At 36.1% G+C, this 24,039-nt stretch carries 27 protein-coding genes; 14 read left to right on the top strand and 13 right to left on the bottom strand.

The features are described from left to right. Nucleotides 1-252: 252 nt before the first annotated feature. From ABJ974_RS10055 to dnaA, 3 genes are all read right to left on the bottom strand, one after another. Nucleotides 253-951: an SAM-dependent methyltransferase gene (locus ABJ974_RS10055; protein WP_419868117.1), complete on the bottom strand. Its 699-nt coding sequence runs from the start codon at nucleotides 949-951 to the stop codon at nucleotides 253-255. Between the two features lie 10 nt (nucleotides 952-961). Beyond that, nucleotides 962-1,423: a low molecular weight protein-tyrosine-phosphatase gene (locus tag ABJ974_RS10060; RefSeq protein ID WP_419868118.1), complete on the bottom strand. Its 462-nt coding sequence runs from the start codon at nucleotides 1,421-1,423 to the stop codon at nucleotides 962-964. 81 nt (nucleotides 1,424-1,504) lie between these two features. Continuing rightward, nucleotides 1,505-2,959: a chromosomal replication initiator protein DnaA gene (gene dnaA, locus ABJ974_RS10065; protein WP_419868119.1), complete on the bottom strand. Its 1,455-nt coding sequence runs from the start codon at nucleotides 2,957-2,959 to the stop codon at nucleotides 1,505-1,507. 137 nt (nucleotides 2,960-3,096) lie between these two features. Here dnaA and ABJ974_RS10070 point away from each other — a divergent pair, with 137 nt between their 5' ends. The 5 genes from ABJ974_RS10070 (at nucleotide 3,097) to ABJ974_RS10090 (ending at nucleotide 8,273) form a co-directional block, all read left to right on the top strand. Then, entirely contained in the window at nucleotides 3,097-3,510 is a 414-nt protein-coding gene (locus ABJ974_RS10070; protein ID WP_419868120.1) for an acyl-CoA thioesterase, read from the top strand. A 10-nt stretch (nucleotides 3,511-3,520) separates the two neighbouring features. Next, nucleotides 3,521-4,369 (top strand): prephenate dehydratase, encoded by an 849-nt coding sequence (pheA, locus tag ABJ974_RS10075; protein WP_419868121.1) that lies wholly within the window; start codon nucleotides 3,521-3,523, stop codon nucleotides 4,367-4,369. Between the two features lie 307 nt (nucleotides 4,370-4,676). Further along, the gene (locus ABJ974_RS10080) at nucleotides 4,677-5,381 is read left to right on the top strand and encodes a hypothetical protein (RefSeq protein ID WP_419868122.1); all 705 of its coding nucleotides are present in this window, start codon (nucleotides 4,677-4,679) and stop codon (nucleotides 5,379-5,381) included. A gap of 116 nt (nucleotides 5,382-5,497) precedes the next feature. Then, nucleotides 5,498-7,750: a DUF2339 domain-containing protein gene (locus ABJ974_RS10085; protein WP_419868123.1), complete on the top strand. Its 2,253-nt coding sequence runs from the start codon at nucleotides 5,498-5,500 to the stop codon at nucleotides 7,748-7,750. 91 nt (nucleotides 7,751-7,841) lie between these two features. After that, entirely contained in the window at nucleotides 7,842-8,273 is a 432-nt protein-coding gene (locus tag ABJ974_RS10090) for a hypothetical protein (RefSeq protein ID WP_419868124.1), read from the top strand. 55 nt (nucleotides 8,274-8,328) lie between these two features. Here the strand turns inward: ABJ974_RS10090 and ABJ974_RS10095 are convergent, their stop codons facing one another. Further along, nucleotides 8,329-9,606, bottom strand: a complete 1,278-nt coding sequence (locus ABJ974_RS10095; protein ID WP_419868125.1) for a replication-associated recombination protein A — start codon at nucleotides 9,604-9,606, stop codon at nucleotides 8,329-8,331. 102 nt (nucleotides 9,607-9,708) lie between these two features. Here ABJ974_RS10095 and yidD point away from each other — a divergent pair, with 102 nt between their 5' ends. Beyond that, entirely contained in the window at nucleotides 9,709-9,951 is a 243-nt protein-coding gene (gene yidD / locus ABJ974_RS10100) for a membrane protein insertion efficiency factor YidD (protein ID WP_419868126.1), read from the top strand. A 504-nt stretch (nucleotides 9,952-10,455) separates the two neighbouring features. Then, nucleotides 10,456-11,244: a prolipoprotein diacylglyceryl transferase gene (gene lgt, locus ABJ974_RS10105; RefSeq protein WP_419870963.1), complete on the top strand. Its 789-nt coding sequence runs from the start codon at nucleotides 10,456-10,458 to the stop codon at nucleotides 11,242-11,244. A 59-nt stretch (nucleotides 11,245-11,303) separates the two neighbouring features. Here the strand turns inward: lgt and ABJ974_RS10110 are convergent, their stop codons facing one another. Further along, nucleotides 11,304-12,803 (bottom strand): NAD(P)H-hydrate dehydratase, encoded by a 1,500-nt coding sequence (locus tag ABJ974_RS10110; RefSeq protein WP_419868127.1) that lies wholly within the window; start codon nucleotides 12,801-12,803, stop codon nucleotides 11,304-11,306. Nucleotides 12,804-13,004: 201 nt separating this feature from the next. Between ABJ974_RS10110 and mscL the strand changes: the two genes are divergently transcribed. Further along, nucleotides 13,005-13,385, top strand: a complete 381-nt coding sequence (gene mscL / locus ABJ974_RS10115; protein ID WP_419868128.1) for a large conductance mechanosensitive channel protein MscL — start codon at nucleotides 13,005-13,007, stop codon at nucleotides 13,383-13,385. Between the two features lie 33 nt (nucleotides 13,386-13,418). On the opposite strand, the gene ABJ974_RS10120 is transcribed toward mscL, so the two are convergent. Both ABJ974_RS10120 and ABJ974_RS10125 read right to left on the bottom strand, forming a co-directional pair. Continuing rightward, a complete protein-coding gene (locus ABJ974_RS10120) occupies nucleotides 13,419-14,378 on the bottom strand; it encodes a D-2-hydroxyacid dehydrogenase (protein ID WP_419868129.1) in 960 nt (319 codons plus the stop codon). Nucleotides 14,379-14,384: 6 nt separating this feature from the next. Next, a complete protein-coding gene (locus ABJ974_RS10125) occupies nucleotides 14,385-14,786 on the bottom strand; it encodes an LNS2 domain-containing protein (RefSeq protein ID WP_419868130.1) in 402 nt (133 codons plus the stop codon). A 224-nt stretch (nucleotides 14,787-15,010) separates the two neighbouring features. Between ABJ974_RS10125 and ABJ974_RS10130 the strand changes: the two genes are divergently transcribed. From ABJ974_RS10130 to gcvT, 3 genes are all read left to right on the top strand, one after another. Continuing rightward, nucleotides 15,011-15,616, top strand: coding sequence for a Pr6Pr family membrane protein (locus ABJ974_RS10130; RefSeq protein WP_419868131.1), 606 nt, complete (start codon nucleotides 15,011-15,013; stop codon nucleotides 15,614-15,616). 67 nt (nucleotides 15,617-15,683) lie between these two features. Beyond that, complete coding sequence (gene idi, locus ABJ974_RS10135) at nucleotides 15,684-16,199, top strand: isopentenyl-diphosphate Delta-isomerase (protein ID WP_419868132.1); 516 nt, start codon at nucleotides 15,684-15,686, stop codon at nucleotides 16,197-16,199. A gap of 50 nt (nucleotides 16,200-16,249) precedes the next feature. Beyond that, nucleotides 16,250-17,326, top strand: a complete 1,077-nt coding sequence (gene gcvT / locus ABJ974_RS10140; protein WP_419868133.1) for a glycine cleavage system aminomethyltransferase GcvT — start codon at nucleotides 16,250-16,252, stop codon at nucleotides 17,324-17,326. Nucleotides 17,327-17,380: 54 nt separating this feature from the next. On the opposite strand, the gene ABJ974_RS10145 is transcribed toward gcvT, so the two are convergent. Continuing rightward, the gene (locus tag ABJ974_RS10145) at nucleotides 17,381-17,737 is read right to left on the bottom strand and encodes an arsenate reductase family protein (RefSeq protein ID WP_419868134.1); all 357 of its coding nucleotides are present in this window, start codon (nucleotides 17,735-17,737) and stop codon (nucleotides 17,381-17,383) included. Nucleotides 17,738-17,838: 101 nt separating this feature from the next. Here ABJ974_RS10145 and ABJ974_RS10150 point away from each other — a divergent pair, with 101 nt between their 5' ends. From ABJ974_RS10150 to ABJ974_RS10160, 3 genes are all read left to right on the top strand, one after another. Next, complete coding sequence (locus tag ABJ974_RS10150) at nucleotides 17,839-18,306, top strand: acyl-CoA thioesterase (protein ID WP_419868135.1); 468 nt, start codon at nucleotides 17,839-17,841, stop codon at nucleotides 18,304-18,306. Nucleotides 18,307-18,387: 81 nt separating this feature from the next. Beyond that, a complete protein-coding gene (locus ABJ974_RS10155; RefSeq protein ID WP_419868136.1) occupies nucleotides 18,388-19,269 on the top strand; it encodes a LysR family transcriptional regulator in 882 nt (293 codons plus the stop codon). Between the two features lie 62 nt (nucleotides 19,270-19,331). Continuing rightward, on the top strand, nucleotides 19,332-20,294 hold the full coding sequence (locus ABJ974_RS10160) for a YeiH family protein (protein ID WP_419868137.1): 963 nt from the start codon (nucleotides 19,332-19,334) through the stop codon (nucleotides 20,292-20,294). Nucleotides 20,295-20,338: 44 nt separating this feature from the next. Here the strand turns inward: ABJ974_RS10160 and ABJ974_RS10165 are convergent, their stop codons facing one another. From ABJ974_RS10165 to porT, 5 genes are all read right to left on the bottom strand, one after another. After that, nucleotides 20,339-20,515, bottom strand: a complete 177-nt coding sequence (locus tag ABJ974_RS10165; RefSeq protein ID WP_419868138.1) for a hypothetical protein — start codon at nucleotides 20,513-20,515, stop codon at nucleotides 20,339-20,341. Between the two features lie 199 nt (nucleotides 20,516-20,714). After that, nucleotides 20,715-22,283 (bottom strand): ribonuclease Y, encoded by a 1,569-nt coding sequence (gene rny, locus ABJ974_RS10170; RefSeq protein WP_419868139.1) that lies wholly within the window; start codon nucleotides 22,281-22,283, stop codon nucleotides 20,715-20,717. 236 nt (nucleotides 22,284-22,519) lie between these two features. Continuing rightward, nucleotides 22,520-22,807 (bottom strand): cell division protein ZapA, encoded by a 288-nt coding sequence (locus ABJ974_RS10175; RefSeq protein WP_419868140.1) that lies wholly within the window; start codon nucleotides 22,805-22,807, stop codon nucleotides 22,520-22,522. Continuing rightward, nucleotides 22,807-23,109 carry a hypothetical protein gene (locus tag ABJ974_RS10180; RefSeq protein WP_419868141.1) on the bottom strand — a complete coding sequence of 101 codons (303 nt, stop codon included), beginning with the start codon at nucleotides 23,107-23,109 and terminating at the stop codon, nucleotides 22,807-22,809. The genes ABJ974_RS10175 and ABJ974_RS10180 overlap by 1 nt, the downstream gene beginning before the upstream one ends. A gap of 147 nt (nucleotides 23,110-23,256) precedes the next feature. Beyond that, the gene (gene porT / locus ABJ974_RS10185; protein WP_419868142.1) at nucleotides 23,257-24,039 is read right to left on the bottom strand and encodes a type IX secretion/gliding motility protein PorT/SprT; all 783 of its coding nucleotides are present in this window, start codon (nucleotides 24,037-24,039) and stop codon (nucleotides 23,257-23,259) included.

Below are 24,039 nucleotides of genomic sequence, written 5' to 3' on the forward strand. Positions count from 1 at the left end.
GGTAATTAAATAACATAGCGGACAAATCTGCCTAATCTGCTAAATCTGCGAGGTTTTTATTTACCCTCAATTTCTATAGTAGAATACAATTAAATAATACACCGGAAATAAATCTGCGCAATCTGCTAAATCCGCGAGGTTTTTATTTACCCTCAATTTCTATAGTAGAATACAATTAAATAAAAAACAGATAAAATCTGCACAATCTGCGATTTTTTTAAATTCTCTTATCTACAAAATATTCTAACAAAATTATTTCCCCAACACAAATACAGCCGGGATTTTATGAAAGTCAGCTTTACCTTTTTTCCAGTCAGCAATTGTCTTCGTCTGTATCAATTCGTGTTCAGGATCATTGATGTTGGCTGCAATACATAATTTCGTTTTAGGAGACAAAAACTTGCACAGATCCTCTACTAGCTGGTTATTGCGATAAGGTGTTTCCATAAATATTTGAGAATATCCTGTTTTTTGTACCAGGCTCTCCAGATGCAACATCTGCCTTTTCCTTTCTCCTCTATCTATGGGCAAATACCCATTAAACGTAAATTCCTGACCATTAAAACCACTGGAAATCAATGCCAGAATAATAGATGAAGGCCCTGAAATAGGAATTACTCTTATATTTTTTTCATGACACCATTTTACTATAAGATTCCCCGGATCTGCAATGCATGGAAGTCCGGCCTCAGAGAGAAGTCCAAAATCCTGGCCTTTCAGCATTAAGTCCTGAGCTTCTTTTATATCCGCATTTTCGGTATATTTATCTAAAAGAAACAATTTCAGATCTGACTGCTTTTTTTCAGGAGAAAAAAATTTAATCACTTTTCTCGCAGTTTTTTCATTTTCCACAAAAAAGTAATTGGTCTGTAAAATATAATCTTTTATAACCGGAGAGAAATGATTAAGAGCTGTATTCTCCGAGAGATAAGCGGGTAATAGGTATAACATGAAAAATGAGTTAGGGGTTACTGGATGATTTTAATTGAGCTGCAATTGCTTCACAGCCTTTATCTAATAATTGGAAAACTTCTTCAAAGTCTTTCATATCTCCCCAATAAGGATCGGGAACCTCAGCTGTTTTATGTTCTCCTGCTGCCGTCAGGAATAAAGATATTTTTTGCCTTTGTTCTTCATTCTTCGCTTTTGATATTACATCTTCATAGATATCAATATCCATACAGTAGATCTTATCAAAATTTTCTATATCTGCTTGTGTAATAGGGCGGGACCTTTGTTTTGAAATATCAATTCCATGATTAGCAGCCGTTTTTACAGCTCTTTTATCCGGATGTTCTCCTTCGTGCTGGGAAATAGTTCCTACCGAATCTACTAAAAAATCCTGTGGGACTTTAGCTTTCATAATTCCTTCCGCCAATGGGCTTCTGCAAATATTCCCCAAGCATACCATTAAAATTTTCATACTTCCAATATTTAAGGCAAAACTAAATAAAAAATGAAGAATATCTCTATCCTTCATCTTTCAATATTTTTAATTTATAGTTTAATGTTTAATTCTTTCGGTGAGTTCCTTTACATACTTTTTCACCTCTTTGTCAATTTTAGAAACATCTTTTATTGTTTCACAGGCATACATTACCGTAGAATGATCTTTTCCTCCCATTTCCTCGCCTATTTTAGTGAAGGTGGCATTGGTGAACTCTTTCGCAAAATACATCGCTAACTGTCTCGGTAAAGCAATTTCTCTTTTTCTTGTTTTGGATAAAAGCTGCTCTCTTTTAATTCCGAAATAATCACAGACAATTTCCTGAATATAAGGGATATTGATAATCTTTTTCTGATTAGCGGCTATTTTGTTAATGGTTTCTTTTAATAAATCAAGACTGAGATCGGATTTATAAATAGTGGAATAGGCTATTACAGAATTAATAACTCCAATCAGCTCTCTTACATTGGTTTTCGCTTCTGAAGCCAGGAAATCCAACATATCTTCTGTAAGAACAATACCGTCTCTGCTCAGCTTATCAATGATAATCTTTCTTCGGGTATCGTAATCCGGAGATTTTATTTCTGCAGAAAGCCCCCATTTAAAACGGGATACGATTCTGTCCTGAATGTCCATGATATCTGCAGGAGCCTTATCCGAAGTAAGGATAATCTGCTTTCCATTCTGATGAAGATAATCGAAAATATGGAAGAAACTGTCCTGGGTAGCTGATTTCCCGGAAAGAAACTGAATATCATCAATGATCAGTACATCAACCATTTGGTAAAAGTTGGCAAACTCGGTCTGCTTATGAGCTTTTGCGGCAGAAATAAACTGCTGAATAAACTTTTCTGAAGAAAGGTAAAGAACAACTTTATCGGGAAACTGGCTTTTAACTTCCAGACCTACCGCTTGTCCCAGGTGCGTCTTTCCGACTCCATATCCTCCATATAAAAATAAGGGATTAAAGGCTGTTGCTCCCGGTCTTTTGGCAATAGATTTTGCAACGGTAGCTGCAAATTTGTTACTTTCCCCTTCTACATAATTATCAAAAGAAAAATCGGATTTCAGATTGGAATCGATATTTACTTTTTTAATTCCGGGAACTACAAATGGATTTACAATATTAGCAGAAAAGCCCTGAGGCATTGTTTCCTGAACTTTAGGGGTAGGCACGCTTTTGCCTTTCATATTCAACGTAACCGGTTTTTCCATACCGGCAGGTTTGTTTTCCATAACGGAATACCACAATTTCACTCCTTTACCAATATTTTTTTTCAGGGCAGCGGAAAGCAATGACAGATAGTTGTCCTCGATATATTCTTTATAAAAATCACTTGGTACCATTAAGGTAAGATTGTTATCAACCAATGAAATTGGCTGTACTTTATCAAATAACAAATCGAACGATTTCTCGAGTTTTTTTAAATCAGAGTTGTCTTCAGCAGCATTGAGGTTATCTCTCATAAACTGAAGGCACTTCTGCCATATCATCATTAAGTTTTCATTCATTTTAGGCCCTGATTATTCAATTGGTTAGTACTTACTCTTAGGAGGAAGACAAAGGTCCAATTTTTTATTTTTAAAAAAAAATTTTGCAGGTATTGATTATTTAAAAATATATTTGTATGTATAATTAACGACTTATAATGATACACACAACACACTCAGTAAGAGTACGTTACGCAGAAACAGATCCCATGAAATATGTATACTACGGTAACTATGCCGAGTATTTTGAATTAGGCAGAGTGGAGCTTTTTCGCACCCTTGGAATGTCATATGATGAGATTGAGAACCAAGGCATTTGGCTCCCTGTTTCAGAGTATAAAATTAAATATTTAAGACCCGCTTTATATGACCAAAATCTTGAAATTCACACTTACCTTAAAAAATTACCTGGCGTAAGAATTGAATTCGAATATGAAATTTACAACGAAGAGCATATCAAAATTACAGAGGCTTCCACTACCCTGTTTTTTTTAAGCTCTGAAAACAATAAAATCGTTAAATGTCCGGATTTTCTTATGAAACTTATTGAAGAAAACTGGAAACCCGAATAAAAAAAGAATTATGAAGATTGCATTTTTAGGCCCGCATGCCAGCTTTACACAGCTTGCCACTGCCCAACTTTTCCCTAATGAAGAACTTTTACCCTATGCTAATATTTTAGACTGCTTTCATGCTGTTGAAAACGGAGAGGTGGAGAAAGCCGTCGTTCCTCTGGAAAATTCCATTGAAGGTACGGTTTCCATGACGCTGGATTATTTATATAAAACACCATCTATTACCATCCAGGGGGAAGCGGTAATGCCTATCGCCCACCACTTGATGATCCATCCGGAAAACACTGCAGAAGAAATCGAAAAAATTTATTCTCATCCCCAGGCTTTAGCACAGAGCTTCCATTTTTTGGACAGCCACTACGGAAGTATTCAGCGGCAGGACTTTTCCTCCACCGCTGCGGCAGCAAAGCATGTTTCGGAAAATCCGCAGAAGAAAATAGCCGCCGTCGCCAATCAGTTTGCTGCCAACCTTTATGGTTTAGAAATCATCAACCGTAATATCCATGATTTTGAACAGAACCATACACGCTTTATCATCATTTCTAAAAAACATGATGTTTATGAAAATAAGGCCCTCGAAATACTGGATGAAAAATCCGGACTGCTAATAACTCTTCCGGAAGACCATGCGGGGGGACTCCACCAGGTTTTATCCGTATTTGCATGGAGAAAGATGAATCTGAGCAAAATTGAATCCCGAACCTTGAAAACAGGATTAGGAAACTATTTCTTTTTTATGAATGTGGTGGGAAAATGGCATCCGGTACTTTATGAAAATGCTTTGGAAGAATTAAAATCCATCCATGCCGAGGTTAAATTTCTGGGAAATTACAAGGAATTTCTCCTGGAAAGTTAATTTTAACAAATTATTATGAAAATATTATAAATTTAAGTGTTATTTTAAATAACACTTTTTTTAGTATAAATTATTATATAACATTGCTTTTTAGAGATAAAATAAACTCAAAATCTACTTTAGGTCATTAACACAAATTGTCGAATTTTAGGATAAATTAATTTTTAACATACTATTGATTTGTTATTTGAATATTTTTATTAATTTTAGTCCAAATTTAAAGAGTCATTAACAAGTTGATATGATGGATGAATAAAAAATAGAAAAAAACTAATTATATCAAACATTAACCAAAAATTATTATAACATGAAAACTAGAATCTGCAGTGCTATTTTATCACTTTCTGCTATTTCTATATTTTCCCAGGTTGGGATTAACACAGCTACTCCCACAGCAACATTAGATGTTAACGGAAATGTAAAAATTAGACAACTGCCACAAACCACAGCTTTGCCGGGATATCAGATCCTTGCAGTAAATTCGGGAAGTACTGAGATTACACAGGTAGACCCTACCATCATTTACACTTCAATAACGAATACAACAGTTTATGCCGCCAAAAAAACCAGCGGTATCAGTTTATTAAGTTTAGGCTTATTCCCTTCAGGCTTCAGGGCTGTTAACTTTTTAGCAGCAGAAAGAACTTTAGGATCAGCTGCCTTGTTCTCTGATACGGATAATACCTACACGATTCCTTCAGCAGGAACTTATGCGGTAGGATTTACTTTCCGTTATGGTACAGGATTACAGGCTTCCGTACTTGCCAACTCACCAGGGGTAGGTATTGTAAGAACCAGAGCAGGTGTTGCAACAACCATTGACAGCCGTGCCTTCAGTGGAGCCAACCTTCTTGTTCTAAGCTTAACTATTTCTGAAAGCAGCCTTAATTCCCTTTATACCTTCCAGGCCGGGGATAAAGTTTCTTTCGGACTTGTAGGTTCAACAGCTTTAGATGTAGGATTACTAGGATCCAGTACAGCTTCTTTTTATATTTATAAAGTATCTAACTAATCTTTTACAATTCAATCACTTTAAGCATATCAAAATCCACCATAATGGTGGATTTATTTTTTTTATATCCATCCTCACAATTTACAATTCTCTATATTTGATGAAAAAAGGAAAGAATGACGTACTCCTTCTTTATTATATTACTTATATCCATTATTATATTTACTGTCTATCAGTTAAGCAACAGGGTCAAAAAGCTGGAAAATGAAGTTTCAGATCTTAAGCAAAAAATAGCCGACAGTAAGTCTGTTCCACTTATTGAAAAAGATGAATCCGTCATTCCCCAGACTCCCCGGCTTCAAAGTGATGAAGTTCCTACGGTTTTAAAAGAAAAAACTACCGTAATCCCTTCGGAAACAAAGATTATCACTCCAGAGCACAACCGGCTTGCTCCTGTTACCCAGTTTATTCAACAGAACATACTGACTATTATAGGAATCTTTACTCTGGTTTTGGGAATCGGATATTTTCTGAAGTATGCTATTGATAAAAACTGGATTGGAGAAACAACAAGAGTTTTTATTGGGATTTCACTGGGAGCCCTTATCGCTGTTACCGGACATTTCCTCAGAAAAAATTATCCGGTATTTTCTTCTATTATTACAGGGGGCGGGATCAGTATTTTATATCTTTCCGCCACGATTGCTTTTCGTGAATATCATTTACTCAGTCAAAATACTGCTTTTATATTCGTCTGCCTGATTACATTGATTTCCATTGCCCTGTCCTATTATTATAAAAGTGAAATTCTCATTATTTTTTCATTAATCGGGGGCTTTCTCGCACCTCTTATGATCAGTACCGGACAGAGTAATTACCCGTTTCTTTTTACTTATTTAATGGTATTGAATGCAGGAATGCTTATCATAGCCTTTTTAAAGCAATGGAAAAGTATCGGCTGGATTGCATTTCTATTCACCTATATTTACCTTTTTTACTGGACATTTAATAAAACCGAAATATTAAATATCTATTTTTATCTGATCAGTTATGTGATCTTCTACGCTTTTGCTTTACAGGATTACATCAAAAAGAATACGTTCTCTGCCATGAGCATTCTCATGATTATAGGGGTTAATTTATTAAGCATTATCGGACTGACTTATATATTTAATAAGCTTCAATATGAACCTCTTGCTCTCTTCCCTGCCCTGTTCACTATACTGAACGTATTTTTACTTCTTCGTGAACAAGGGAAAGACAATAAGGGAATCAACTATTCGGTATTTGCCAGTATTTCCGTAAGCCTTTTTACGATTGCTGTCGCTTTACAATTCAAAACCCATTTGATTACAACCGTCTGGGCCGTAGAAGCTACTTTATTACTATTTATCTGGAAAAAAACCCAGACCGACATTTTTAAAAAATGCTTTAATATATTATTTCCCCTTGTGATTATTGCACAAATCATTACATGGAGCGGTTATATAACGTCTGATACATTAGCCGTTATATTGAATCCTGTATTCCTGACAAGCATCATCACTATTATCACGGTGCTTATTAATCTGTATCTGATCAAACAGTCTTCTGAAGAAAGAAGGTCAGAAGGAAATTTTTTGGAAAATATATTTATCCTCTCCAGCTATGGGATTATCTATGCAGCTCTATTATTTGAAATTATCTATCACATTTCAGAAAAGCCTTTCGCGGTTATTCTTTGTATTGGGTTCCTGTTCAGCATCTATTATATAGGTATACTCATATTATTAAAGAAAAAATTAAATATCCATCCGGAGATGGCAACAGGGCTTACTTATTTATTTTTACTGCTGCTGATCGCTCATATTTTGGGTTCAGGTATGATAATGGCCATCATTAAAAATCAAATTTCCCCGAAGTTTTATTATACATACCTATTATATATTATACCCTTCCTTCTTGTGTACCGGGAAATCCTATTGGAAAAGACCGTATTTCTGAAAACAAAGGCGGCGCACTGGGCCAGTTATTTAACATTGGTAATTATAGTGAGTGTAGAATTTTATCATGTATATATCCTTATAAATAAACCGGAAATACCTGATCTTTACTCCTATCAAAACCATTTCAATATTTTATATCTCCCTATTATCTGGTGTATTATGGCCAGCTTATATATTTATGCAGGGCTTAAGAAAAATATTCCCGAACTCAGTAAAATAGGTTTTGTTCTTATCGGAATTATGATTTTAAAGCTCTATGTATATGATGTATGGCAAATGGATAATATTTCAAGGATAATAGCCTTTACTTTACTGGGTGTCATCCTGTTATTAAGTTCTTTCCTATTTCAGCGTTTAAAAAATATCATCCGCAAAATGGTTGATAACAAGGAGGAGAAAGTAACTTCTGAGGCTGCGGAACCGGAACAAAATACACTCAAATAAACATTATTCAAATTAAAATAAAAATACATTCAGTATTCTTAAAAAAATACCTATATTTATCACGTTTTTAATACTACTTATTCCTTAAATTATGAAAAAAATATTCTATTCTTTTTTATTATTTGCTTCAGCAAGTTTATTTGCCCAGAAGAACCCAACCATCAAATTTGCTGTGGCCAATGACATTATTGGAACAACCAAAATGTTTGAGGACAAAAGAGACATTGTACAGGGTACGAATATTTATAAAAGTTCTTCCAACCTTCCTCAGGCTTTAAAAAAATACAGCCCGATCGCTGAAAATGGTTTTGTTGAAGTAAAAATCAAAAATGGATACGAAAATCTTGACAGAATCAGCCTTGCAGATCTTAATCAGCAGAATCAGCTTCCAAAGGATACTCCTGTTTTTATTGAAGGATATGAATTTACGGATACAAGCACGAATGTATACGGTGACATCCTGATCAAAATGGAAGTTAAGGATTATAACGGCAAAAAATCTTTATTTATTACCACTAAATAGTTTTCTAAATTATATTTCAAAAAGGATGTTCCAATATTGGGATGTCCTTTTACTTTTAATATTTATTATTCCATTTTTTCTTGAGCTCGTCATAGATCTTCTTCTCTGTGGAATTATTTCCCGGCTCATATAATTTAACATCTTTAATTTCATCAGGCAGAAATGTCTGATCTACAAAATTTCCCTGGTAGGAATGGGCGTATTTATATTCTTTACCATAATCCAGATCTTTCATGAGTTTGGTAGGAGCATTTCTTAAATGTAAAGGAACGGGCAGGTTTCCTGTTTTTTTCACCAACGCCAATGCATCATTAATGGCCATATAAGTAGAATTACTTTTGGGAGATACAGCGAGGTAAACTGCTGTTTCACTTAAAATAATCCGGGCTTCGGGATTCCCTATAACATTCACCGCCTGGAAACAGTTATTGGCAATTACCAAAGCATTAGGGTTTGCCAATCCGATGTCCTCAGATGCCAGAATAAGCATTCTCCTTGCAATAAACTTAATATCTTCCCCTCCTGCGATCATCCTAGCCAGCCAATAAACAGCACCGTTGGGATCACTTCCCCTCATGGATTTAATAAAGGCTGAAATAATATCATAATGCTGTTCGCCATTTTTATCATAAAGCGCCATGGTTTCCTGAAGAACGGAAAGCACATCTTCGTTATCAATTTCTTTTCCGGGGGAATCTTTAAACTGGTTAAGGACAAGCTCGACGGAGTTAATCAGCTTTCGTGCATCTCCACCCGAATATTGTATGAAAGCTTCTTTTGCGATTATGGAAAAGCTGGTTTTCTCATCTTTATTATATCTTGCGAGTGCAATATCTATAAGCTCTTCCAGTTTTTCATAGGTCAAAGCTTTCAGTATATACACCTGACTTCTCGAAAGCAATGCGGAAACCACTTCAAAACTTGGGTTTTCGGTAGTGGCCCCAATAAGCACGATCCATCCTTTTTCCACTGCATGCAGCAATGAGTCCTGCTGGGATTTATTGAAACGGTGAATCTCATCAATAAAAAGGATCGGAGATTTTCCGGAAAAAAGATTATTCTTTTTCGCTTCTTCTATCACCTCACGCACATCTTTCACTCCGGAAGAAACTGCGGAAAGCTTAAAGAACTTTCTTCCCGAATTTTCAGATATGATTTCGGCTAAAGTAGTTTTTCCCGTTCCCGGCGGACCCCAGAATATCAAAGAATTTAAGGTGTCATTCTTTAACATTTTTCTGATGGTTCCTTTTTCTCCCGTAAGATGCTCCTGCCCAAGAACATCATCTAATGTTTTGGGTCTTAGTTTTTCAGCTAATGGAATGTTCTGGCTCAAGATAATATGTTTTCTGTTGAATAAACATTTCAGATTTTACTTTCTGAAACTTATAACAAATTTAAACTAATTTTCATTTTTTTACCCTACTTTTGCATTGTTTTGAAAGATACATTCAATAAAATCATCACATTTCCTCTGGTAATTTTAATTAAATTTTACCAATGGTTCATCTCGCCTTTACTTCCCAAAAACTGCCGGTATGAGCCTACATGCTCTCAATATATGCTGGAAGCATTACAGACGCATGGTATCTTCAAAGGATTTTGGATGGGTATAAAAAGAATCGCAAGATGCCATCCCTGGGGTGGAAGCGGTTATGATCCCATTCCTCCCAAGCATTAATCTAGAACCCTTATTAAAAAAATAAAAATGAGTAATATTTTCTTCAGAATTTTTCTCTTATTGTTTTCATTCATCGCTCAGTCTTTCTTTGCACAAAATTATCCTGGCGGCTTATCCGATGGAACCCTGAAAGTAAATTCCACCGATATTCCGGTTAAGATTTATTCTACTACCGAACTTGTAGATTTAAATGAATTTGCAGACCGCGAATCCAACAATACCCTGGTGATCCTGAACAAATCCAATCTGGAAGCCACCCATTATGGTAACAGTGTCATGATCCTGAATAAATTCAGAGACAATCACTATCAATTTTTCACCAAAGATTTTAAATTAATCGGCGAGAATATTAGTCCGGAAAATATTGAAACATTCAAATATGCAGTAAAGGTAAATACACCGATTACCGGTACTGAAACTGTACAGCTTGAAACTCCTTTTAAAATATGGGATCCTTCAACGGGAATCCAACTAGGTCCTATCACACTGCACTTTTACAGCCTGATGTTCATCTTTGCTTTTGGGTTTGGGTATGTCTTAATGACCAGGATCTTCAAAATTGACAATGTTAACCAAAAATACCTTGAACCTCTTTTTACATGGACTTTAATAGGTACAATCCTGGGGGCAAGACTGGGACATGTTATTTTCTATCAGCCGGAATTATTTAAAGAAGATTTCTGGAGCGTATTCCTGCCGATCAGTACTAAAAACGGTCTGAAATTTACTGGATTTTCAGGACTGGCGAGCCACGGAGCGACTATTGCTTTGATCTTTACAACACTTTATTATTCCTTTAAAATCATTAAAAAGAATCCGTTATGGGTATATGACAGATTAGGAATCGTTATTTCTTTAGGAGGAGCCTTTGTAAGAATGGGGAATTTTTTCAATTCCGAAATCATAGGAAAGCCGGTAGATCCTAATTCTCCGTTTGCTTTATTTTTCCCTCAGCAGAGCAGTGAATATGGTGTTACGGTTCCCCGCTATCCTACTCAGCTTTTCGAAGCTATCGGGTACGTTTGCCTTTTTGTTTTATTATGGATCCTTTACAGAAAAACCAATAAAAAATACCAGCAAGGATGGTTATTCGGATTATTCTTTATTATCCTTTGGGCCATAAGATTCTTTGTAGAATTCTTAAAAGAGCCACAGGGCGATGAGTTCATCCAGTTTGCCGGACTCAATACAGGACAGGTATTATCCATTCCTTTTATGATTGCAGGGGTAATCATTATGATAGTTTCCAAAAAATTCAAAATCACGGAAGAAGAAAACGGAAAACCTGAATAATTATTTATATAAAATAGAAAAGCCACAATTGAGTTGTGGCTTTTTCCTTTCCTATACTATTAGCTTTTATTAAGTTCTTTAAAGATCGTTCCCAATTCATCGATAATATCGGTAGGCAGCATAGCTTCCTTAGATTTTCTCTCTGCTGCATAATCGCCCGCTTTTCCATGCAGCCAGACTCCAAAAACGGCAGCTTCTTCGGGTGAATAGCCCTGTGCCAAAAGAGATGTGATCATACCGGTCAGGACATCTCCACTTCCTCCTTTCGCCATTCCTGAATTTCCGGTTACATTATAATACACTTCTCCCTGAGGGGTCACCACCTGTGTATGGTGATCTTTTAAAACAATATAAATCCGGTGTTTTTCAGACACAGAACGTGCTAATTCCAGCCTTTCAAATGAATCGGAAGAGCTTCCAAATAACCTTTCAAACTCTTTGGGATGGGGCGTAATGATTGAATGTACAGGCAACAGACCTATTCTTTCAGGATCTTTGGAAATCATATTCAATGCATCGGCATCTATTACTAATGGCTGGGAATATGTCTTCAAAAACCGGAGTAACGCTTCTTCTGTCACGGGTTCTGTTCCTAATCCGGGACCTATTCCATATACAGCATCTTTATCCAGATGAATATCCTCAATATAACGATCACCACTTTCCATAAACATAGCTTCAGGGCTTGAAGTCTGTAGTATTTCATATCCGCAGTGAGGAGTTATACTGAACGTTAATCCCGCTCCGGTCTTCAATGTAGATTTTGTCGCCATTACGACCGCTCCTATTTTTCCATAGGACCCTCCAACAATAATGGCTTTTCCATAAGTCCCTTTATGTGAGAAATCCTCTCTTGGTTTAAAGATGCTCCGGACCATCTCAGCATCTGTTACAAAATCAGGAGTTTCCGTATGCTGAATATATTCTTTACTGATATTAATGTCTAAAATAACAGCCTTTCCGGTATATTTTCCTGTTTCGGGATGGAGAAAAGCTTTTTTCCAGAACTGAAAGCTGAGTGTATAATCCGATTTCAAAACGGTGGCCTCCTTTTCGGTTATTCTGTCTGCATAAAGCCCTGAAGGAAGATCTATTGAAATTTTAACCTGCTTTTGGGTATTCAGCCACTCTACCATTTCTTTATATTTTCCGTCTAAAGCCCTTGAAAGCCCCGTTCCGAAAATAGCATCTATAAGCAGGGTCTGCTCAAAATTGTTATCTTTAGCTTCTTCAAAATCTTTAATGCTTATACCCGAAAACTCCTTAAGCTTAAGAAAATTGACCAAGGCGTCATTTGAAAATTGCGGGTTGGATTTATTGATAAATACATTGACATCAAGTCCTTTTAAATAAAGCATTCTGGCTATGGCAAAACCATCTCCTCCATTGTTTCCGTTTCCACAAAATACAGCTACCTTTTCATAGCTTTTAAAATGCTCCACTATCCATTCCACTGATGTTCCGGCAGCCCTTTCCATTAATTCAACGGAAGAAACAGGCTCATGGTCAATCGTATACAGATCTGCCAATTTAATCTGATGTGCGGTAAATATTTTCATTAAATAAGTTGATTAATACTGATGATTCTATGTGTAAAACATAAAGCAAATTACAAAACAATTTTCAGAAAATCATAAAAAAAACAATGTATTCAATTTTGTACAGCTGAGATTTCCTCTCCAAAAAAACTCAAAAAATTAAAAGTTTTTACATTTTAAATCCTATTTTTGTCTGAAATAATAATTAAAAAAATATAAATTATGGGATTTGTTAAAGAATTTAAAGAGTTTGCTTTTAAAGGCAATGTACTTGATCTGGCAGTCGGTGTAATTATCGGTGCTGCATTCGGAAAAATTGTTTCGTCACTGGTAGAAGATGTCATTACTCCTCTGATATTAAATCCTGCCCTTAAAGCAGCAGGTGCTGAAAATATCGCTAAGCTGTCATGGAACGGCGTTATGTATGGTAATTTTATTTCGGCTGTGATCAGCTTTTTATGTATTGCAGTAGTACTTTTCTGGATCATAAAAGGCGCTAATAAGATCACAAAAAGAGAAGAGGCTCCCGCTGCGGGTCCTACCGAAGATCAAAAGCTTCTTACGGAAATCAGAGATTTACTGAAAAGCAAAAATAATTTATAAAAAAAAACACCTCGCTTGAGGTGTTTTTTTTATTTAGTGTATTTGTAAAATACTTGCTATCTGATCAGCCAGCGATAATCCTATTCTATCCTGTGCTTCCAGTGTGGATGCTCCCGTATGGGGAGTTAAGGAAATCTTCGGATGATTAAGTATGGCTTTAGAAGGTGTAGGCTCATTGATGAATACATCTAATCCTGCAAATCTTACTTTACCGGAATCCAGCGCTTCAATCAAAGCTTCCTCATCAATCACTCCACCTCTTGAGCAGTTTACCACCGCTACCCCATCTTTCATTACTTCCAATTCTTTTTTACCGATGATATATCCGTCTTTTTGTGCAGGTACATGCAGGGTAATAAAATCCGAATGCTTTAAAACATCCTGAAGTGGTTCGGTTTCTATATCTACGTTGATAAACTGGTTATTATAGAATTTTACTTTGATGCTTGCTCTTCCTACATTGTTGTCAGCAGCAATCACCCTCATTCCCAATCCTAATGCAATTCTTGCCACTTCCTGACCTATTCTTCCCATTCCTATTATACCAATGGTCTTTCCTCTTAATTCGATACCGCCTGCATATGCTTTTTTAAGACTTGCAAATTCCGTATCTCCTACCTGCGGCATTTTCCTGTTGGCATCCTCCAGAAATCTTGCTCCTGAAAACAAATGAGCAAAAACCAATTCTGCAACCGAAGCCGAAGAAGCCGACGGTGTATTGATGACATGGATTCCCTTACTTCTGGCATAATCTACATCTATATTATCCATTCCTACTCCACCTCTTCCTATAATCCCCAATGAAGGGCAATTATCAATAATATCCTTCCTTACCTGGGTAGCACTTCTCACCAGTAAAGTACGGATTTTATTTTCATTGATATAATCTACTAAAAACTCCTGCGGAACTTTTGTAGTGATCACTTCAAACCCTTTTTGAGTCAGCGCATCAATCCCAGATTGATCTAACCCGTCGTTTGCTAAAATCTTCATTTATAATTAATCTTTAAAAACTTCAATGGTAACTTGTTTTTCTACCAAATCAGTAAATTTTCCTTTATATCTTGTTGCTCTCACCAAGTGATTATCTATCCAGTGGTAGTTTCCTCCTCTCGGTTTTCCACACAGTACACTATGATATTTAAAGCCGTGTTTATCCAGCCAGTCTATGGTGATCTGTTTCAGGTTTTCGGTTCTTGATGTAAAAAAGCAGATCTGGTGCCCCTCATCATACCATTTATTAATGGTCTCCAGAGCATCGGGATAAGGCTCACAGGTAACCATTCTTTCCGGCTCTTCATTCGGGACATCATCCGTAATGGTACCATCAATATCTATTAAATAATTTTTTACTCCGTCCTTGAGTACAGGACTTATATGGCTAATGTATTCTAACTCCATCCTTACAATTTAAGTTACAAAGTTACGATTTTCACAGAAAAAAGCATAATTAAACTTTATTTACATTAATTTATTGCTTTATCTAATATATTTTAGAAAATAAATCATATAATAGTGTTATATTTTTTGTATTTATATTTAAAACTTTATTATCCACAATTCTGTATATCTCACTACAAATTGAATATATATGGTTTTTATTATCTTTGAAAACAGTTTATCTGATGAAAAAAATATTTGCTTTAATTGTATGTATGATCGGATGGTTTGCCATTATCGCACAGTATTATATTATGATCAATACTGCTGCTTTATCAATTTCTGAAACTACGATCCGGTTTTTCAGCTATTTCACGATCCTCACCCATATCATTGTAGCCGTTTATTTCAGTAATCAGTTATTCAGGTCCGAACGGAAAGTAGATTCTTCCTTTTTGACAGCTGTTACCGTTTATATTCTTATGGTAGGGATCATTTATCAGGTAGTGCTCAGATCAAGCTGGAACCCTACGGGCTTACAACGTTGGATAGATGAACTTCTTCATGGTGTTATTCCTTTGCTTACCCTTATCTACTGGTACTTTTATGAGAATAAATCCAGACTGCGGCATACATCCATGATAAAATGGTCCATATATCCTTTAGTCTATCTCTTTTATATTTTGATCCGGGGAAATTTCTCAGGTTTCTACCCCTATCCATTTATCAACGTATCTGAAATCGGGATAGAACAAACTTTAATCAACAGTTTTTATGTCCTGATATTTTTTATCATTGTATCGGGTATTCTCATTGGAATAGGTAAACTCAGCCGTCATCCAAAAGAATGATTTATCTTATTGAATTGCCCGGACAAAAAATTTCCAAAATACATATATTAAACTTACATTTGTAGAAATGGAAGAATTCGTAGTCTTAGTGACCCCTCAGGATGATATCCTGGGTTTAATGGAAAAGCAGCAAGCCCATATCAACGGCTTATTACATCGTGCTTTCTCCGTATTCTTATTTAATAGCAAAGGGGAAATGCTTCTTCAGAAAAGAGCAGCCGAAAAATACCATTCGCCCCACCAATGGACAAATGCAGTGTGTTCTCATCCCCGGGATAATGAAACCTACCAGGAGGGAGCCCAAAGAAGACTGAAAGAAGAGCTGGGAATATCTGCCGAACTTTCAGAAAAGTTTCATTTCATCTATAAGGCAGATGTAGGAAGCGGTTTATGGGAACATGAATTGGATCATGTTTTCACCGGAGTTTTTGAAGGTGAATTCTTTTTGAATAATAAAGAAGTGGAAGAAGTAAGATATATTTCCATGAAAGAACTGGATGATGAAATAGCTAAAAATCCGGAGAATTTTACGGAATGGTTTAAGATCATACTGGATGAATACAAACATCATTTCCATAAATAGCCAAGCGCTATCCTCAATTAATAAGAAAATAAAGCAATAAAAAAATAAATATGAAAAAGACAGCCTTGTATGACAAGCACGTTTCTTTGGGAGCTAAAATAGTCCCTTTTGCAGGATTTGAGATGCCAGTACAGTATTCTGGTGTTACAGAGGAACATTTTGCCGTAAGAGAAAAAGCAGGATTATTTGATGTTTCCCATATGGGACAGTTCTTCATTGAAGGACCGGGATCTAAGGACCTTTTACAGCTTGTTACTACCAACAATGTGGACACATTGGAAAACGGTAAAGCCCAATATTCTTGTCTTCCCAATGAAAACGGAGGTATTGTGGACGACCTTATCATCTATAAGATAGAAGACAACAGATATTTTGTTGTCGTAAATGCTTCCAACATAGACAAGGACTGGAATCATATTTCAAAATACAATACGTTCGGGGCCAAAATGACCAATGCGTCTGATGAAATGTCCTTATTAGCCATTCAGGGACCTAAAGCCACCGAAATTCTTCAGAAATTAACAGACACCAACCTTTCTGAAATTCCTTATTACCACTTTACAGTGGGTTCTGTAGCCGGAGTAAATGACGTGATCATCTCCAATACAGGATATACGGGAAGCGGAGGTTTTGAAATTTACTTCAAAAATGAAAGTGCTGAAAAACTTTGGGACGAAATTATCAAAGCTGGAGAAAGTGAAGGACTTATCCCATGCGGATTGGCTGCCAGAGATACTTTAAGACTTGAAAAAGGATTCTGCCTTTACGGAAATGATATTGATGATACCACTTCCCCTCTTGAAGCCGGATTAGGATGGATAACAAAATTCGATAAGGATTTCGTTTCCAAAGATACCTTCGCCAAACAGAAAGAAGAAGGCGTTACCAGAAAATTAGTAGGATTCGAATTACAGGACAAGGGAGTTCCGAGACATGATTATCCAGTAGTGGATGCAGAAGGCAATGTAATCGGAAAAGTAACTTCCGGTACCCAGTCTCCTATGAAGAAAATAGGATTAGGTCTTGCTTATGTGGATAAGCCGCACTTTAAGGTAGGATCTGAGATTTTCATTCAGGTAAGAAACAAAAATATACCTGCAAAAGTGGTGAAAACTCCTTTTGTATAAAAAATAAAAACCGCAGTCTGATCTGCGGTTTTTTATTTAAATTATTTTTTAAAACTAATTTTTTATTCCGAAAAAGGTATTGAGGTTTTCTAAATTGGCTTTCTCATTTCCTACAAATATCTCTTGATCCGTAAGGAAAACCGGACGTTTTAAGAATGTATAATGATCCAGTAAAAGCTTCTTGAAATCCTTTTCTCCCAGAGACTTTACATCAATCCCCCTTTCTTTGATCTGAGTAGATTTCTTACTGAACAGAGCTTCATAAGATTTTGTTTTTTTATACATTTCTTCCAGCTCTTCTTCCGTTATCGGCTGTTTTTTTATTTCGCGGTGTTCCCAGTCTGTAAGATCATACTGTCCCAATATTTTTCTGCAAGTAGCGCAGGTGTTCAGAGAAAATACTTTTTTCATCTTTTATTATTTATCTGTAATTACTTCAATTCTTCAAAATTAGGATTTAATCTTCCATTTCAAAAATTATTAAGTATCTTTATTCAAACTTTATACGAATAATGGAAAACAAACCGATCACTTTTCAGTTCATTTCAGAGCCGTCCGATGTTAATTATGGAGGAAATGTTCATGGAGGAAGTGTTATGAAATGGATTGACCAGGCGGGGTATGCGTGTGCTACTACCTGGAGTGGAAATTACTCTGTGACTGTATATGTAGGCGGCATACGTTTTTATGAACCGATAAAGATCGGAGAGATCGTTAATGTGGAAGCTCAGGTAATTTATACCGGAAATTCAAGTATGCATATTGCAATTAATGTCTATTCAAGAAACCTCAAACAGCCTACATTCGATAAAAAAACCCATTGTATTATTGTTTTCGTTCCTGTAGATGATAACGGTAAAAAGCTTCCTGTTCCCAAATGGATTCCTCAAACGGAAGAAGAGAAACAGCAGGAACAGTACGCCATACGCCTTATGGAATTAAGGAAACAGATCGAAGATGAAATGAAACCTTTCCTGTAAAGCTATTACACCGATAACACCATTTTGGAAATTAAATACTAAGTTAATTTCATTATGTTTGTATAAGGTTTTCTTTTCGGAATGTTTGATTACAGATTAAAGGTTTTTTACAAAGTGGCAACAAGGCTGAGCTTTACCAAAGCATCAGATGAGCTCAACATATCACAACCTGCCGTCACCAAGCACATAAAAGAAATTGAAAATCAGTTAAATACAAAATTATTTAACAGAAAAGGAACCACCATTCAATTAACAGAAAGTGGTAAGATATTATACGGCTACGCGGAAAAGATCCGAAATATCTACCGGGATATGGAATTTGAAATCAACCAAATTAACCAACAGCATAAAGGAAAGCTTATTATAGGGGCCAGCACGACCATTGCACAGTATATACTACCGGAGATTTTAGCCAAATTCCATTCTTATTATAAAGATATCAAAATCGAGCTGTTCACCCATAATACAGAAACCATATCTTCACTGCTGAAAAAAGGTAAAATAGATCTTGGAATCGTGGAAGGTGAATCGCAATCCTCTTATTTTGAATATAAACCGTTCAAAGCCGACGAAATTGTCCTCGTTGCCAAAGCTTCACATCCTCTGGCCCGTAAAACATTACAATTAAAGGATCTTTATACCTTAGATCTCATTTCACGGGAACAGGGCTCAGGTTCATTGGAGTTTATCCAGAACAGGCTCAAAGACAAGGGTATTCATATAGAAAACCTGAATATCGTCATGCAGATCGGAAGCAGCGAAAGCATCAAAAATTATCTTCTGCATTCGGAATGTATGGCTTTTTTATCAATAAGCACCGTACTGCAGGAATTAAAAAATAATTTATTAACAGTAGTAGATATCAAAAATTTTAATATCGAAAGAAACTTTCATTTTATTCTCCCGAGAGGGGAACAGTCTGAGCTTATACGTTTATTTTTAAAGTTCATCAGTTATAACTAAAAGTTATATAACAGAACTAATTGTGATTGAGTTTATGTGGATAAATTCCTGAATTTTGAAAGATGAATTCAAGACTTCATTCTTTCAAAATTTCTCTCCGCAATGAAACTGTAAAAAAGCTTCTGTTCTTTTTATTAGCGGCTTTATGCGTTAGTCCTTTTATAAGTTCTCCTCTAGCATTGGCATCAGGATTTTTTATTGCTGTTTTTATAGGAAATCCTTTTGAAAAGCATCTGCACAGGTATATTCATTTGCTCTTGCAGGTATCTATCGTAGGATTAGGTTTCAGCTTACAGCTGGATGAGGCCATGCAGGCGGGAAAAACGGGATTTCAGCTAACCATAGTCAGTATATTGAGTGTAATGGTTTTAGGATATCTGCTGGGAAAGCTGTTCAGGATCGAAAAGCCTCTATCTTATTTAATTTCTGCCGGAACCGCGATATGCGGAGGGAGTGCTATTGCGGCGGTCTCTCCTATTATTAAGCCCGACAACAAACAAATTTCTTTAGCGCTTGCGATTGTATTTACCCTCAATTCCATGGCTTTGTTTATATATCCGGCACTGGGACATGCATTTCATCTTTCACAGGAGCAATTCGGGTTATGGTGTGCCGTAGGGATTCATGACACGAGTTCGGTAGTAGGAGCTGCCAATAAATATGGAAATGAAGCGCTCCATGTTGCTACAACAGTAAAGCTGGCAAGAGCATTATGGATTATTCCTGTTTCTGTTTTCACGATGTTTATTTTTAAAACCAAGGGTTCATCCATAAAGATTCCATGGTTTATCGGACTATTTATCCTGGCAATCCTGGCCGGTACCTATATTCCTTTCTTCCATACACTGGGACAGCCTATTGCTTCTATATCAAAATCAGGGTTAAATCTGACCTTATTTCTGATTGGCTCTACCCTTTCTCTTTCCACATTACAATCTATTAACTTCAGATCTCTGGCTTTTGCCGTCATCTTATGGATAGCCATCAGCATAGGAAGCCTTCTTTATATTATACGGTATATATAAAAAAACCTCCGGATGATCCGGAGGTTCACTATCCATTAAAATTTTCAGCAAGTTATTACCTGCGGGCATCCGATGTACTGGACACAGTATTTAGGACCTGTGACAGCACCTGTACAGCTGCATCCGCATAGAGATAAATCAGGAGTTGCAACACCTCCTGTAATGTTTTTAAGGTCTTCCTTTCTCAGTTTTGTTGCATTTTTAAAAATTTCGTTTGACATGTGATTGGTTTTTAGGGATTAAACATATAGTTAGTTCTCAAAATTAAAAAAATATCCATATCAAACAACATAAATTAATATTTTTAACATTAATTCAAAAATAAATCAAAATAAAACCATTATTTAATATTATGGCAGTTTCCAGATATAAAAAAGCCTTTCAAAATCTGAAAGGCTTTCTTAGTATTGTTTGAGAGGATTATCTTGCGATATTCACTGCTCTTGTTTCTCTGATAACCGTTACTTTTACCTGTCCCGGATAGGTTAATTCATTTTGAATTTTTTCTGAAATATCATAAGATAACTGGGAAGCAATTTCATCATTTACTTTTCCGCTTTCCACCATTACCCTCAATTCTCTACCCGCCTGGATGGCATAGGCACTTGATACCCCGTCAAAGCTTAATGCTGCTGATTCAAGGTCTTTTAAACGTTGGATATAAGATTCCAGCACCTGACGTCTTGCTCCTGGTCTTGCTCCTGAAATCGCATCGGCTACTTGAATGATCGGTGATAATAATGAAGTCATTTCAATTTCATCATGGTGAGCTCCGATCGCATTGATCACTTCTGCATTTTCCCCGTATTTCTCTGCCCACTGCATACCTAATAATGCGTGTGGAAGTTCAGATTCCTGTTCAGGAACTTTACCGATATCGTGTAACAGACCTGCTCTTTTTGCCAGCTTTACATTAAGTCCCAACTCGGCAGCCATGGTAGCAGCGATATTAGCTACTTCTCTGGAGTGCTGTAATAAGTTCTGACCATATGAGGAACGGTATTTCATTCTTCCGACGATCTTAATTAATTCCGGATGTAATCCATGAATTCCCAAGTCAATGATCGTTCTCTTACCTACTTCAATAATTTCCTCTTCAATCTGCTTTCTTGTTTTTTCTACTACTTCTTCAATTCTTGCAGGGTGGATTCTACCATCAGTAACCAATCTGTGAAGGGATAGTCTTGCAATTTCTCTTCTTACCGGATCAAAACATGAAAGAAGAATAGCTTCCGGCGTATCATCTACAATGATCTCAACACCTGTTACCGCTTCCAATGCACGGATATTTCTACCTTCTCTACCGATAATTCTACCTTTTACTTCATCGGATTCGATATTGAATACCGATACGGAATTTTCGATAGCTTGCTCAGTTCCGATTCTCTGAATGGTCTGAATAACGATCTTTCTCGCTTCGCTTTTAGCATTCATCTGAGCTTCTTCCATGATACTCTGCACGTGTGCCTGAGCTCTTGTTTTTGCTTCAGCTTTCATTGATTCTACCAATTCAGCTCTTGCTTCCTCAGCGGAATAATTAGATATTTTTTCTAATATTTCAACTTTTTTAGCGGTTATAGAATCCAGTTCTCCTTGTTTTCTATCCAGAATTTCATTTTTCTTAGCATAATCCGCAATCTGTCTGTCTAAATCTTTTTCAAGTTTTCCTGCTTTGCTAAGTTCATCATTAAGCTTATGTTCTTTATCCTTAATCCTTTTTTCAGCTTCCTGCATTTTCTTTTCTCTTGTCTGGATATCCGCATCATGCTGGGATTTAAGTTCAAGAAATTTTTCTTTAGCCTGCAGGTTCTTTTCTTTCTTTATGGATTCAGCTTGTACATTTGCTTTTTCTATTAAGTTCTCGGCATTCTTCTTTGCATCATTTATTATAAACTTTGCTTTAGAATTAAGTGAGCTTCTGGAGAATACCATCCCTATAATAGCTCCTAATACCAAGCAAATAACGCCGACTATAATGGCTGTTGTCATATATATTGAGTTTTAATTGTCTCTATTTATTTCTAATTTTCTTTCATAAAAAAAACCTACAATAACTCAAGGATTGAGAGTAAACTCCTAATCAACACGATTTGAACTGATTTCCATTGTCTGTAATCCGGGAATCCGGCACGCCATTCAATGGACATTTGTTCGGTAATTGTTTAGCGTTGAGTTTACCTTTAATGTGTTAGAATTATTGTAGGCAGTCATTTCAAGGAAAAAATCTATTTCCCTGTTTCATCCAGCAAACGATTGATATTCTGCAAACGTTCATTGGTAGAATTTATATTTTTTTCATAATTAACAGAAAGAACTTCCGCATTGGTTCCCAGTTTAAGGGCACACATAGCCAAAGCATCCTGTTTATCTCTTACATCAAAATTTTGTTCAAAATCTTTAATCATGTTCTCAATTTGCTTCCCTACCTTACGCAAAGTTTCTTCCTCTGCGGCAGGTACATTCAATGGATATACTCTTCCTGCTATATTGATGGTTATTCTTCTTACCTCCATTATAATCCACTGTTTTGAAGCTGGGCAATACAAAAGTCCACTTCTTTCACCAATCTGTTAATATGGTTTTTCATGAGCCTGTTGTGTTCAGGATTTCCTGATATTGCCGAATAAAGTTTTATATTTTTTTGTTCTTCTGCTAATACCTGATTTCTTTTTCTTTCCTCGTCATATTTCTTCTTCAGATCTTCATGCTCGGTATTTAGTTCTGCCAATCTTTCAGCCAGATTCTGATATTTTTTCTGTAAACTCAAAATCTTTTTTTCCAGTTCTGAAAAGTTGTTTTCTAAATCTTGAAGCATTTCAGGTTTTGTATATTCTAACTATTAGCAAAAATAGGAAAATATTAGTATTCGTGAAAATAAAAACTCTCTATATTTTGACCTGAATTAAAAAAGAGATACAATATGTATCTCTTTTTCATATTTTTTGAGTTGTTTTCTTATTTCTTATTCAAATTTCAGAACAAACATGATCGCTCTTGTCTGTAAGGTGGACACGGCAGATGCCCAATATGGAGGAGTCGTAGCATTATCCGCCACTTTTTCATTATTCATAAAGAAAGTTCCTCTGATAGCCGGAGTTAATTTAAATTTATTAAAGTAAAACTGAATACCCATTTCTGCAGACCATGCAAAGTTATGCGTTGTAGATCTGAAAATCTGCTGCAGGTTATCATCTTCCGAATCGGAATTGGATTGTAGATTAACGATATAGTTCACACCCGCTGCGATATATGGTCTTGAGTTATACCATCTCATTCCGTGAAATTCCAGCATCACAGGAATGTCTACTAATGTGGATTTTATATCTCTTACTTTGTCATCTTCTGTTAAAGGGATCGGTACAAAAGGATCATTGGTTAATGTACCGGCAGCATACTGGTCGTTGGATTGTGTGTTGAAGGTTAATTGCCTCTGAGCAAATTGCAAGCCTGGTTCCAATCTAAGATCAAGATAGTCATTAAGTCTCCATTTACCGATAAGCCCGGCACCGAAACTATAACTTTCTTTAGAAGAAACAAGATTTTGATTCCCGTTCATTCCATATCTAGGATTGAGTACTATACGGTAGTCCAGTCTATTGCCGTTCAAATAAAAACCCCAACTGAATGTTTGTTGGTCAAATTCTTCCAACTTATCCATTCTGTTTCGGGTTCTGAACTGGGCATCTGCAAAAACTGCAATATTAACTGAAGCTAAAACCAGTGCTTTTAATAGAAATTTATTCAT

It is taken from the genome of Chryseobacterium sp. CT-SW4 (assembly GCF_048572715.1).
Lineage (GTDB): Bacteria > Bacteroidota > Bacteroidia > Flavobacteriales > Weeksellaceae > Chryseobacterium.

Bases quoted from the DNA above. Each gene is read 5' to 3' on its own strand.
- ABJ974_RS10055 (WP_419868117.1), bottom strand. From the start codon at position 951: ATGTTATACCTATTACCCGCTTATCTCTCGGAGAATACAGCTCTTAAT.
- ABJ974_RS10060 (WP_419868118.1), bottom strand. From the start codon at position 1,423: ATGAAAATTTTAATGGTATGCTTGGGGAATATTTGCAGAAGCCCATTG.
- dnaA (WP_419868119.1), bottom strand. From the start codon at position 2,959: ATGAATGAAAACTTAATGATGATATGGCAGAAGTGCCTTCAGTTTATG.
- ABJ974_RS10070 (WP_419868120.1), top strand. From the start codon at position 3,097: ATGATACACACAACACACTCAGTAAGAGTACGTTACGCAGAAACAGAT.
- pheA (WP_419868121.1), top strand. From the start codon at position 3,521: ATGAAGATTGCATTTTTAGGCCCGCATGCCAGCTTTACACAGCTTGCC.
- ABJ974_RS10080 (WP_419868122.1), top strand. From the start codon at position 4,677: ATGAAAACTAGAATCTGCAGTGCTATTTTATCACTTTCTGCTATTTCT.
- ABJ974_RS10085 (WP_419868123.1), top strand. From the start codon at position 5,498: ATGACGTACTCCTTCTTTATTATATTACTTATATCCATTATTATATTT.
- ABJ974_RS10090 (WP_419868124.1), top strand. From the start codon at position 7,842: ATGAAAAAAATATTCTATTCTTTTTTATTATTTGCTTCAGCAAGTTTA.
- lgt (WP_419870963.1), top strand. From the start codon at position 10,456: ATGTTCATCTTTGCTTTTGGGTTTGGGTATGTCTTAATGACCAGGATC.
- ABJ974_RS10110 (WP_419868127.1), bottom strand. From the start codon at position 12,803: ATGAAAATATTTACCGCACATCAGATTAAATTGGCAGATCTGTATACG.
- mscL (WP_419868128.1), top strand. From the start codon at position 13,005: ATGGGATTTGTTAAAGAATTTAAAGAGTTTGCTTTTAAAGGCAATGTA.
- ABJ974_RS10120 (WP_419868129.1), bottom strand. From the start codon at position 14,378: ATGAAGATTTTAGCAAACGACGGGTTAGATCAATCTGGGATTGATGCG.
- ABJ974_RS10125 (WP_419868130.1), bottom strand. From the start codon at position 14,786: ATGGAGTTAGAATACATTAGCCATATAAGTCCTGTACTCAAGGACGGA.
- ABJ974_RS10130 (WP_419868131.1), top strand. From the start codon at position 15,011: ATGAAAAAAATATTTGCTTTAATTGTATGTATGATCGGATGGTTTGCC.
- idi (WP_419868132.1), top strand. From the start codon at position 15,684: ATGGAAGAATTCGTAGTCTTAGTGACCCCTCAGGATGATATCCTGGGT.
- gcvT (WP_419868133.1), top strand. From the start codon at position 16,250: ATGAAAAAGACAGCCTTGTATGACAAGCACGTTTCTTTGGGAGCTAAA.
- ABJ974_RS10145 (WP_419868134.1), bottom strand. From the start codon at position 17,737: ATGAAAAAAGTATTTTCTCTGAACACCTGCGCTACTTGCAGAAAAATA.
- ABJ974_RS10150 (WP_419868135.1), top strand. From the start codon at position 17,839: ATGGAAAACAAACCGATCACTTTTCAGTTCATTTCAGAGCCGTCCGAT.
- ABJ974_RS10155 (WP_419868136.1), top strand. From the start codon at position 18,388: ATGTTTGATTACAGATTAAAGGTTTTTTACAAAGTGGCAACAAGGCTG.
- ABJ974_RS10160 (WP_419868137.1), top strand. From the start codon at position 19,332: ATGAATTCAAGACTTCATTCTTTCAAAATTTCTCTCCGCAATGAAACT.
- ABJ974_RS10165 (WP_419868138.1), bottom strand. From the start codon at position 20,515: ATGTCAAACGAAATTTTTAAAAATGCAACAAAACTGAGAAAGGAAGAC.
- rny (WP_419868139.1), bottom strand. From the start codon at position 22,283: ATGACAACAGCCATTATAGTCGGCGTTATTTGCTTGGTATTAGGAGCT.
- ABJ974_RS10175 (WP_419868140.1), bottom strand. From the start codon at position 22,807: ATGGAGGTAAGAAGAATAACCATCAATATAGCAGGAAGAGTATATCCA.
- ABJ974_RS10180 (WP_419868141.1), bottom strand. From the start codon at position 23,109: ATGCTTCAAGATTTAGAAAACAACTTTTCAGAACTGGAAAAAAAGATT.
- porT (WP_419868142.1), bottom strand. From the start codon at position 24,039: ATGAATAAATTTCTATTAAAAGCACTGGTTTTAGCTTCAGTTAATATT.